The sequence below is a fragment of the Brachybacterium sp. p3-SID957 genome (genome assembly GCF_025144775.1).
GTDB lineage: Bacteria > Actinomycetota > Actinomycetes > Actinomycetales > Dermabacteraceae > Brachybacterium > Brachybacterium epidermidis.
Genome location: NZ_JALXKT010000024.1, coordinates 14,295 through 24,509 on the forward strand (window position 1 = coordinate 14,295; position 10,215 = coordinate 24,509).

A 10,215-nucleotide genomic window follows, 5' to 3' on the forward strand; every position below is an offset into this window, starting at 1 on the left:
GACCGGGGCACTGCGAAGGAGCATCCATGGCCCTCACCCCTGCCCGGTTCAACCGGCCCGCGTCCACCCCCGAGGTGAGCATCGTGACCGGCGGCGCCTCCGGCGTCGGCCGGGCGCTGGCGACATCGCTGGTCCAGCGCGGCGGGCGCGTGATCATCGCGGACAGGGACGCAGCCGCCGCCCCGGCGCACCTCATTCGTTCCGCGCAGCACGCCTTCCTCGACTGGGCGTCCGGGCAGTTCGCGAGCTGAGGGATCAGCGCGGCGAGAGAGCGCGCGCGAACAGTGCGCGCGAACGGGTCAGCACCTCGTGCTGCTCCTCCGGCGCGGCCGCGGCGACAGTGCGGGCGAGCATTGTGACGACGAGGAGTACGTCCTCGCGCGCGATGGTTTCGTCCACCCGGCCCGCCGCCTGGTCAGCTGCGAGAAGCGCGCCGACGAGCACGGCCATCCGCTCGCCAATGTGCCGCACAGCCGGGACGTCGCGCGCCGAGACGATGGCATCGAGGAAGGCTGCCGACATGCGCGCTTGCGCGACGATGGCGTCGAACAGCGCGTCGAGGCTACCGGCGCGCTCGAGCTCGTCGATGTTGTCCTCGAAGACGGCCGCGGCGAGCTCGATCTTCGTCGGGAAGTGGCGGTAGAGGCTGCCCTGGCCGACCCCCGCGCGCCGCGCGATGGCACTGAACGCGACCTCGAGACCGCCCGCGGCGAACTCCTCCCGCGCGGCCGCGATGAGGGCGCGGCGATTGTCCGCCGCGGCGGCAGGGCCGCGGTTCGGACGGGGCCCTTCCCTCTCGTCTGACACAGGGTTATCGTATAACCGGACAGCATCGTCCGGTTGCTGTCCGTCAGACGATGGACCGTCTGGCTCAGCAGGGAAAGGATGGCTGTCATGAGCGACGCCGCAACGCAGGGACCCCGGCTCCAGAGCTGGGAGGAGAGGATCACGGAGGGCCGCTTCACCGGCAGGACCGCCGTCGTGACGGGTGCCGGTTCCGGCATCGGCCGCGCCACGGCATCGCGCATCGCGCGCGAGGGCGGACACGTCGTCGCCGTCGATGTCAACCAGGAGCGCCTCGACGCGTTGGCGGCGGAGCTCCCCGACGCAGAGATCACGCCGATCGTCGCAGACATCACCGACGACGCGGGGGTCACGGCGATCGTCGGAGCCGCGGGCGACCGCATCGACGGGCTCGCGAACGTCGCCGGGATCATGGACCGCATGCAGCCCGCGCACGAGGTTGACCAGGACGTGTGGGACCGCGTCATCTCGGTCAACCTCACCGGGACGTTCAAGCTCATGAAGGCCGTCATACCGGCGATGCTCGAGGCTGGATCGGGAGCCATCGTCAACGTCACTTCCGAGGCCGGGCTGCGCGGCTCCGCCGCCGGCGCCGCCTACACGGCGTCGAAGCACGCCGTCATCGGCCTGACGAAGAACAGCGCGTTCATGTACGCCGACTCGGGCCTACGCATCAATGCCGTCGCGCCGGGCGCCGTCGGGACGAACATCGAGTCGGTGTTCGCCTCCGAGCTCGGCGCCGCACGCGTTCAGCGCGGCATGGCGCTCATCCCGAGCGTCGCTCAGTCCGCCCAGCTGGCGTCATCGATCGCGTACTTGCTGAGCGACGACGGCACGAACCTCAACGGCGTCATCCTGCCTTCGGACGGCGGCTGGTCGGCGGCCTGAGCATCGCGCCGCGGCCTGATGAAGCGACGGGCGCGTCACCAAACGAGGATGCCACCAGCGAAGGTGCCACCCCTCGTAGACCTCGAACGGGCGTCCGACGGACGTGCGCCCGGGATCGGATGGAGTGCGGTGCAGCCAGCGGACTGAGAGTACCTCCGTGAACAGGACAGGCCCTGACCCGGCGGTCTGTGTGTCAGGGTCGGTATGTCAGGGTCGGTCCTGCGCGGGGAGGTGCCCCACCTGGATAGAGCGGACCTACCACCGACGCCGCCGGCAGGCCCGCCTGGGCCGATTGACGCCTATCGAGCACGAGACCATCATGAACCCGGTCGCCCTCGCGGCTTGACCCCCGAACTGTCACCTGAACGTGCGGCAGTCCAAAAAAGCCTGAGCCGCGACATCGTCTGTCAACGATGTCGCGACTCAGGACATTGGCGCGCCCGGAGGGATTCGAACCCCCAACCTTCTGATCCGTAGTCAGATGCTCTATCCGTTAAGCTACGGGCGCCCGTCGGTGAAGCCGACCTGCACGAGTTTAGTGGGTTGGCGGTGGTGGTGCCAATCCTGCGTGCATGAAGCTCCTCACACGACGGTCAGGCCGAGAACTCCGGGCCCGTCACCAGCTGGGGTTCTGCGGGTTCTGGGGCGGCTGCTGCGGGTTCTGGGGCGGCTGCTGGGGGTCCTGGGACGGCCAGCTCCACTGCTGATCCTGTCCCGGCTGCGCCTGGCCCCACTGCTGATCGGGACCGGCCTGGCCCTGACCGGGCTGACCCTGGCCCCAGGACTGCCCCTGCGCCGGCGGGGACTGCTGAGCGGAGCCGTTCCACTGGTGGCTGCCCTGCGGAGCCGGCGGCACCGCGGGGGAGCCCTGGTGGGCAGCGAACGGGGGAACGGGGGAGGAGCTCTGCGCGCCCGGCGCCGGTGAGGCCGGGGCACCCGAAGCCTGCGGGACGGCCGGGGCGCCCGCCGCAGAGGAGGAGCCGTAGCCGGCCGGCGCCGAGGCGGGGGTCTTCCCCTTCTTCCGGGAGCGCATGAACAGGAAGGCGCCTAGGGCGAGAGCAAGCAGCAGCAGGAAGCCCAGCACCACCACGGCGATCACCACGATCAGCCAGGGGAACCCGCCCCCGGCCTCGGCGACGATGTCCACGCCCTGGAAGAACTCCGAGATATCCGTGTAGGTGACGGTGTTGCCGTCGATGGTGCCGCCCTTGGACTCCAGCACCTTGCCCGGGAAGCTGAAGGTCATGTGGAAGTCGATGTCGGAGATGCCCAGCAGCGACAGGTCCTCCTCGGTGAACTCCTCGTCGCCGAAATCCATCACCAGGTTGAGCTTGCCGTCCTCCTCGGTGACCCGGAAGGAGCTGTCGTAATCGGAGCTGTCGGCCTGACCGGTGATGCGGCAGCCCCACAGGTCACCCTCCTCGTAGGGCTCCGGTACCGCGTCGTCGATCGAGGGCTGTTCGCCACGCATGGCCTCGCACATCTCGGCGGCGGAGTTGTACTCCGTCTCCATCAGGGACTTCGGTATGGCGATGTCCATCGTCGTGACGACGTCCTCGGCGCTGTTGACCTCGATGTCGGCGTGGAGGCGGCAGCCGGCCAGCACGAGCAGGAAAGGGATGAGCAGAGCGGCGGTCAGTCGCCGACGCCACGAGAGGGTGTTCATGATGCCCCTGAGGGTGGAGGAGGAGTGGTGGGCGCGCCGAGCGGTCAGCATCGGCCACACGGCCAGCGTACCGTCCCAAATGTCGATCTGCCCTGGGGAGAACTCCCCATCTCGCTGGAGCTTCGAGGCCGGATCGGTCCGCCAACGGCTCGGGGCGGGCCCCGCCGGCTTCGGACGCGTTCAGTCGTCCGTGCCCGGCGCGGGATTCGAGGAGGAGCTGCTCCCCGACGCGGCGTCGTCGCGCGACAGGGCATCAGCGGCGGCGGCCCGCACCGTGTCCGCAGCGGTGCCGACGGCGTCGGCTGCGGCGCGCACCGGGTCGGCGGCGGAGGAGCCCGGTGGCATGGCCTCGCCGAACACCGGTGACGGCTGGGGGCGCTTGGGGGCGATGCCGTCCCCGGAGGAGACCCCGCGGATGCGGCGCACCACCCACGGCCCCAGATGCTCGCGGGCCCATTGCAGGTCCTCGTGCCGGGCCTCGCGGCGCGGCCGGGGCTCATCCAGCTCGTCGCCGAGCTCGATCCGGTCCAGCTCGTGGGGGACGCCCAGGGTGTCCAGCACCTCCACGGCGATGGTCTGGTGGCCGGTGGGGGAGAAGTGCAGGCGGTCCTCCGCCCACATCACCGAATGGGTGAGCGCGCGCAGCGACCACAGGTCCACCACGGCTGCCCCGTGGCGCCGCGCCACCGCCCGGATGTTCTCGTTGTAGACCGCGACCCGCCCTCGGATCAGGTTGAACACCGGGGTGTCGCCCACGTCCGGTCCGGTCCACAGAATCACGGTGGCACCGCCGGCGGCGAGCTGCGCGACGGCGTCATCCATCGCCGAGGCGATCTCATCCGGGTCGCCCCTCCGGATCACGTCGTTGCCGCCTGCGAAGATGCTGATCAGATCCGCGTCGAGGGCGAGGGCCGGCTCGAGCTGCTCCTCGAGGATCTGGCGGTACAGCCGTCCCCGGATCGCCAGGTTCGCGTAGCTGAAGTCCGGCACGGTGCGGCCCAGCTCCGCCGCCACGCGGTCCGCCCAGCCGCGGTGCCCGCCGGGTGCCATCGGATCAGGGTCACCGATGCCCTCGGTGAAGGAATCGCCGAGGGCGACGAAGCGATGCCAGGGATGAAGGGCCTGCCCACCAGGGCCGGCGGTTCCCGCACCGGTGCTCGCGGCCCCGTCGGCAGGTGGATCCGCGGGGTGCGGGACAGGCGGGGGAGCGGGGCTGGGGGACGCTGTTGCCACGTCGTTCACTTCCAGAACATCAGCATGCCGCCGCCCATCATCATCAGGCCGAACCCGGCCGCGAGGTTCCAGTCGCCGATCGGCAGCGGCAGGGTGCCGGCGGAGAGGTAGTAGGTCACAAGGTACACCAGGCCCAGGATCAGCAGGGCCACCGCCGTGGGAGCGAGCCACTGCGGGTTCATCTGCGAGGCAGCGGCGACCCGTCGGCCGCGGCGCGCACCCTCGCTGCTCGCCGGCTTGCGCGCCGCGGTGGAGCGCGAGGCGTCCTTGGCCCTCTCGCCCACCTCGCCGGTGGCGGCGCTGGTGGAGGAGCGCTTGCGGCGCGCCGGGTCCTTGCCGGTCGCGTCCTCGGACTCCGGGGCCTTCCCCTTCGAGCCCGCAGCAGCGCCCTTGGCCTTCGCACGCCTGCGCGCGCCCGGGGTGACCTCGCTGCGCTCGCCGTCGGTGTCATCGCCCTCGAGCGTTGACCCCCGGGGCGCGTCGTCCCTGCCGACGGGCGCGTCGTCCCCGTCGACGGCCGTGCCGGACTCCTCGTCCGCGGTGCCCGTGGCCTCGTCGTCCTCCGGGAGCTCCTCGAGGTGCTCCGTCCCGGGCGTGGCAGCTGCCGGCGCCGCCTTCGCCCGTGCGGACCGCTTCCTCTTGCTCCTGGCCATTCCTCGATGCTCCCTCACGCCTGCTGACCGCGCCATAGCGCGGTGATCCGCGGAAGCGGACCTTGGCTTAGGGTAATGGCCGTCGGGCGACTGCGCGAAAGGCGGGAGGGAACCATGGACCCACGACCCCCGGACCCCGCCACTCCCGATCCCGATGACCGCACCGCCGCTCCCGACCCCGGTCAGCGCACAGCCGCTCACCCTCGTAGCGAGCGCACCGCCGCTCCCGACCCCGATGACCGCACCGCCACTCCCGATCAGGGCGAGCGCACCTCCGGGCCCGTCCAGCCGGACTCACCGGGGGCACAGGGCCCCGCCTCCCGGCGAGAGTTCGCCGGGCGCCTGGGCGTGGGCCTGGTGATGGCGGCCTGCGGCGTGCTGTTCGTGACCACCTCCCGCATCTCGGGCGGGGGGTCGATCCGCGACGAGCCCAGCAGCGTGGCCGAGGTGCTGCGCGAGCGCGACCGCACCATCGGATCCCTCGCCGACTCCGCGGCCGACAAGCGCGCCCGCATCGATGAGCTCACCCGCAAGGGCGGCGGCAGTGAGCACCGCACCCAGCTGGTGGCCGACGCGGTGGGCCTCAGCTCCGTCGTCGGCCCCGGGGTGCGGGTCACGCTCTCCGACGCCCCCACCAGCGCACTGGGCAGCATCCCCGACGTCACGCCTGACGACCTGGTGGTCCACCAGCAGGACATGGAGGCCTTCATCAACGCCCTGTGGGCCGGTGGGGCCGAGGCGATGATGCTGCAGGACCAGCGGGTGATCAACGGCAGCGCCTTCCGCTGCGCGGGCAACACGCTTCTGCTCGAGGGCCGCGTGTACTCGCCCCCGTTCGTGATCACCGCCATCGGTGACCCCGACGCCCTCATGGCCGCGCTGGACAGTGCCCCGAGCGTGGCGCTGTACCGCGAGTGGGTGGACTACGTGGGCCTGGGGGAGCGCTCCGAGACGATCGACGAGGTGACCCTGCCGGCCTTCGAGGGCTCGCTCACCATCGACGTGGCGAGGGCCGGATGAGTCGGGGACGCCGCCGCGCCGACGGGACGGCCCGAGGCGCGCACAGGGCCAAGCGCACCTCGCTGCTGGGCGGGGCGATCGGGGTGCTCGGCGAACTGCTCCTGACCCTCGGCGCCCTGATGCTGCTGTTCCTGGTGTGGCAGCTGTGGTGGACGGATGTGGTCGCCGACCGCGAGCAGGACACCATCGTCGCCGAGCTCGACCAGCAGTGGGGCGAGGCGGAGCAGGCCATCGCCGCCCCCCAGGACGGCCCTCCGCCGGTGCCCGACACCCTGGGCGACACCATGGTGTGGGGCACGATGCACGTGCCCGAGTTCGACCGGCAGCGAGTGCCCCTGGCCGAGGGCGTGAGCCTGGAGAAGGTGCTCAACGTCAAGGGCGTGGGTCACTACCCCGAGACGGCACTGCCGGGCCAGGTGGGCAACTTCTCCGTGGCCGGGCACCGCAACACCTACGGCCGCCCCTTCGAGGGCATCGCCCGCCTGGAGGAGGGCGATGCGATCGTGATCGAGACGGCCGAAGCCTTCTACGTCTACGAGGTGACCGAGTCGCTGGTGGTGATGCCCGATGCGGTCGAGGTCATCGCGCCCACCCCCGGGCAGCCCGGTGTGGAGCCCACCGAGGCGATGCTCACCCTGACTGCGTGCCACCCCATGTACTCGGCGCGCGAGCGGTACATCGTGCACGCCGAGTTCGCCTACTGGACCGACCGTGCCGACGGCATCCCCGAGGCCCTCGCACCCGACGGACAGGAGGGCTGATGTACGCCTGGATGTTCCGACGCCTGCCCGGCCCGCTGTGGGTGCGGATCCTGATCACGCTGGTGATCCTGGCCGCCCTCGTGGTGGTGCTGTTCGGCTGGGTGTTCCCCGCCATCTCCCCCTACATGCCGTTCAACGACGGTCTGGTGGGATCGCCGTCCCCAGGTGGCGGCGGCCCCGCAGGAACGGGCGCGGCCTGATCACAGGACCTCCCCACGAAGTGGCCCGATCACGCACACCGCGGCGCGACTGGGCCTGATCACAGGGTGCCGCGGCGCGGCCGGCCTCAGCCGGTGGTCAGCAGCGGTGCCAGCCCGCAGGAGCGCTCCTCGGCGTCGATCCCGTCGCACAGCTCCAGGAACCGCGCCAGCATCAGATGGCCGTTCTCAGTGAGCACCGACTCGGGATGGAACTGCACCCCGTGCAGCGGCAGCTCACGGTGCGCCAGGCCCATCACGATGCCGCTCGCGGTGCGGGCCGTGACCTCGAGCTGCTCGGGGATCGTCTCCGGGACCACCGTCAAGGAGTGGTACCGGGTGGCCGTCATCGGACTGGGCGCACCCTCGAACACGCTGCGCCCCTCATGCACCAGCTCGCTGGTGCGGCCGTGCATCAGCTCCGGGGCGTGCTCCACGCTGGCCCCGTAGAACTGCCCGAGGGCCTGGTGCCCCAGGCACACGCCCAGCATCGGCACCTGGTCGTCCGCACACGTGCCGATCACGTCCAGGGAGCGGCCGGCGGTGGTGGGGTTGCCCGGCCCGGGGGAGACCAGCACCCCGGCGAAGCCGCTCAGGTCGATGCTGCCGTCCTCGTGCTGCGGCACCTGGTCGTTGCGCACCACCGTGCAGTGCGCGCCCATCTGCTCGAGGTAGCCCACGATCGTGTAGACGAAGCTGTCGTAATTGTCGATCACCAGGATCGGGGTGGGGGAAGGCCCGGTGCGGGCCGGCTCCGGCTCAGCCACCGTTGCCTCTGCCGTTGCCCCGACCGCTGTTGTTCCCGGGGCCGGAGTTCGGGTTGTCGCCACCCTTGTTGGAGTTCGGGTTGTCGCCACCCTTGCTGTTGTCGTCTGCCGAATCGGTGGGCGGGTCGTCCCCGGGGTCGTCCGTGGGGCTGGGCTCCTCGGTGGGCTCCGGGTCAGTGGTCGGTCCGGGGTCGGTGGTGGGCTCGGGCGTCGGCTCGGGCCCGCGGGAGATGACCACCGTGATGGTGGAGCCGCGCTCCACCTGCTCCTGCGCGGCGGGCTCGGTGCGGATCACCGACCCCTCGGGCACCGAGTCGTGGTACTCGCGCTGGGGGTTCGCGCCGAACCCTCCGGCATCCTGGAGGATCTGCTGCGCCTCCTCGTACGTGCTGCCCACGACGTTGGGCACCGCCACCGGTCCGGCCTCGCTCGCGACCACCAGGGTCACCGCTGTCCCGATGCCCACCGTCTGGCCGGGGGCGACGCTCTGCTCGAGCACGGTGCCGGGGGCGTTCTCCGTGTCCTCCCGCGTGGTGGTGTCGGCCGTGAGCCCGAGATCCTCGAGCATCTGCGTCGCCTCCTCGATGTTCAGACCGTCGAGGTTGGGCATCACCACGTTCCCGGTGGCGACCCACACCTGGACCTCGTCGCCCGGCTGTGCGGTGCTTCCGGCCTGCGGGCTGCTGCGGATGATCTGACCGGCCTCGAGCTTGGCGGCGTCCTCCTCGGCCGCCACGGCCATGGTCAGGCCGAGGGCCTCGAGCTCAGCGCGGGCCTCCTCGCGCGACTTGCCGCGCAGATCCGGCACCTCCACGGCCTGGGGGCCGGAGGAGACGGTGAGCACGACGGTGCTGTCGACGGGGGCCTGCGCCTCCGGCGCCGGATCGGAGCTGATCACGGTGCCCTCGTCCACCTCGGCGGAGTTCTGGTAGTCCACCTCGCCCTTCAGGCCGACGTCCTCGAGCAGGCCCAGGGCCTCGTCCTCGGTCTCGCCCACCACCGCGGGGACGGCGACCGTCTCAGGGCCGTCGGAGCCGAAGGGGTCCAGGAACCACAGCAGGGCTGCGACAATGCCCGCCACCGCCAGCAGCACCAGGGCGATCAGCCACCACGGGGTGCGGCGCTTCCGCTCTTCCTCGACCTCGCCGGGGCCGGACGGGACGACGGCACCGTTCTGCGCGGTGATGGGGCCGGTCTGCGCGGAGGCCAGGGCGGAGCCGTGCACCGGGCCGGCGGCCGCGGCTCCCACGGCTCCCGCACCGGCGATCCCGGCACCGGTCATCACCGGCAGCGCCTCGGTGGTGTCGTCCATCGGGGTCAGCACGGTGGTGGCCTCGGCGTCGGCCCCGGCGGGCACCGCCCCGGCCACGAGCACCGGCGCCCTGCCGGAGACCACGGCCGCGATGTCACGGGCGAACGCGACCGCGCTGGCGTAGCGCTGCTCGCGATCCTTGGCCAGGCCGGTGAGGATCACGGCGTCCATCTCGGGGGTGATCGCCGGGTTGAAGTGCGAGGGCGCGTGCGGGATCTCCCGCACGTGCTGGTATGCGATCGACACGGGGGTGTCACCGGTGAACGGTGGGCGTCCGGTGAGCATCTCGTACATCACGCAGGCTGCGGAGTAGATGTCGGAGCGCGCATCGACGATCTGGCCGCGCGCCTGCTCGGGGGAGAGGTACTGGGCGGTGCCCATCACGGCCTGGGTGGCGGTCATCGCGCTGGTGGCATCGGCCACCGCGCGGGCGATGCCGAAGTCCATCACCTTGACCTGGCCGGACTCGGTGATCATCACGTTGCCGGGCTTGATGTCGCGGTGCACGATCCCCGCGCGATGCGAGTACTCCAGGGCGCTCAGCAGCGCGGCCATCACCTCGCTGGCCTGAGCGACGTCCATCGGGTCCTCGGGATCGATGAAGGCGCGCAGGGTGCTGCCTTCCACGTACTCCATCACGATGTACGGGATGGTCACCTCGGCACCGGTGAGGGAGGTGCTGTGCTCCTCGCCGGTGTCGTACACGGCGACGATCGAGGGATGGTTCAGCGAGGCTGCGCTCTGCGCCTCCCGGCGGAACCGCTCCTGGAAGCTGTCGTCCCGGGCGAGGTCCGACCGCAGCACCTTCACCGCGACCGTGCGGTGCAGGCGGGTGTCCTCAGCCAGGAACACCTCGGCCATGCCTCCGTGTCCCAGCACCCTTCCCAGGGTGTAGCGGCCTCCGAGGACCACGT

At 71.3% G+C, this 10,215-nt stretch carries 11 protein-coding genes and 1 tRNA gene; 5 read left to right on the plus strand and 7 right to left on the minus strand.

The genetic code is table 11. The features are described 5' to 3' along the window. The first annotated feature begins 26 nt into the window (after positions 1-26). Positions 27-251 carry an SDR family NAD(P)-dependent oxidoreductase gene (locus M3B01_RS06975; RefSeq protein ID WP_259790541.1) on the plus strand — a complete coding sequence of 75 codons (225 nt, stop codon included), beginning with the start codon at positions 27-29 and terminating at the stop codon, positions 249-251. A gap of 4 nt (positions 252-255) precedes the next feature. Here M3B01_RS06975 and M3B01_RS06980 read toward each other — a convergent pair whose 3' ends face one another. Next, positions 256-807 (minus strand): TetR/AcrR family transcriptional regulator, encoded by a 552-nt coding sequence (locus M3B01_RS06980; protein ID WP_259790543.1) that lies wholly within the window; start codon positions 805-807, stop codon positions 256-258. Positions 808-894: 87 nt separating this feature from the next. Here M3B01_RS06980 and M3B01_RS06985 point away from each other — a divergent pair, with 87 nt between their 5' ends. Further along, on the plus strand, positions 895-1,692 hold the full coding sequence (locus tag M3B01_RS06985) for an SDR family NAD(P)-dependent oxidoreductase (protein WP_259790546.1): 798 nt from the start codon (positions 895-897) through the stop codon (positions 1,690-1,692). A 432-nt stretch (positions 1,693-2,124) separates the two neighbouring features. Here the strand turns inward: M3B01_RS06985 and M3B01_RS06990 are convergent. The 4 genes from M3B01_RS06990 to M3B01_RS07005 all read right to left on the minus strand — a co-directional run bounded on the left by M3B01_RS06990 (position 2,125) and on the right by M3B01_RS07005 (position 5,244). Next, positions 2,125-2,200, minus strand: a tRNA-Arg gene (locus tag M3B01_RS06990). Positions 2,201-2,308: 108 nt separating this feature from the next. Then, complete coding sequence (locus tag M3B01_RS06995; protein WP_259790549.1) at positions 2,309-3,409, minus strand: LppM family (lipo)protein; 1,101 nt, start codon at positions 3,407-3,409, stop codon at positions 2,309-2,311. A 129-nt stretch (positions 3,410-3,538) separates the two neighbouring features. Further along, positions 3,539-4,591, minus strand: a complete 1,053-nt coding sequence (locus M3B01_RS07000; protein ID WP_259790552.1) for an SGNH/GDSL hydrolase family protein — start codon at positions 4,589-4,591, stop codon at positions 3,539-3,541. A gap of 5 nt (positions 4,592-4,596) precedes the next feature. Next, positions 4,597-5,244: a cell division protein CrgA gene (locus M3B01_RS07005; RefSeq protein WP_259790555.1), complete on the minus strand. Its 648-nt coding sequence runs from the start codon at positions 5,242-5,244 to the stop codon at positions 4,597-4,599. A 114-nt stretch (positions 5,245-5,358) separates the two neighbouring features. On the opposite strand from M3B01_RS07005, the gene M3B01_RS07010 reads away from it, so the two are divergent. From M3B01_RS07010 to M3B01_RS07020, 3 genes are read left to right on the plus strand one after another with little or no spacing between them, the layout of a single operon-like run. Next, positions 5,359-6,264 carry a DUF881 domain-containing protein gene (locus M3B01_RS07010; RefSeq protein WP_259790558.1) on the plus strand — a complete coding sequence of 302 codons (906 nt, stop codon included), beginning with the start codon at positions 5,359-5,361 and terminating at the stop codon, positions 6,262-6,264. Then, positions 6,261-7,025, plus strand: a complete 765-nt coding sequence (locus tag M3B01_RS07015) for a class E sortase (RefSeq protein WP_259790560.1) — start codon at positions 6,261-6,263, stop codon at positions 7,023-7,025. Before M3B01_RS07010 ends, M3B01_RS07015 begins: the two co-directional genes overlap by 4 nt. After that, on the plus strand, positions 7,025-7,225 hold the full coding sequence (locus tag M3B01_RS07020; RefSeq protein WP_259790563.1) for a hypothetical protein: 201 nt from the start codon (positions 7,025-7,027) through the stop codon (positions 7,223-7,225). Before M3B01_RS07015 ends, M3B01_RS07020 begins: the two co-directional genes overlap by 1 nt. 86 nt (positions 7,226-7,311) lie before the next feature. Here M3B01_RS07020 and M3B01_RS07025 read toward each other — a convergent pair whose 3' ends face one another. Together M3B01_RS07025 and pknB are read right to left on the minus strand one after the other, a co-directional pair. Continuing rightward, positions 7,312-7,989 carry an aminodeoxychorismate/anthranilate synthase component II gene (locus tag M3B01_RS07025; RefSeq protein ID WP_259790566.1) on the minus strand — a complete coding sequence of 226 codons (678 nt, stop codon included), beginning with the start codon at positions 7,987-7,989 and terminating at the stop codon, positions 7,312-7,314. Then, on the minus strand, positions 7,982-10,213 hold the full coding sequence (pknB, locus tag M3B01_RS07030; protein ID WP_259790568.1) for a Stk1 family PASTA domain-containing Ser/Thr kinase: 2,232 nt from the start codon (positions 10,211-10,213) through the stop codon (positions 7,982-7,984). The genes M3B01_RS07025 and pknB overlap by 8 nt, the downstream gene beginning before the upstream one ends. Between the last annotated feature and the right edge of the window lie 2 nt (positions 10,214-10,215).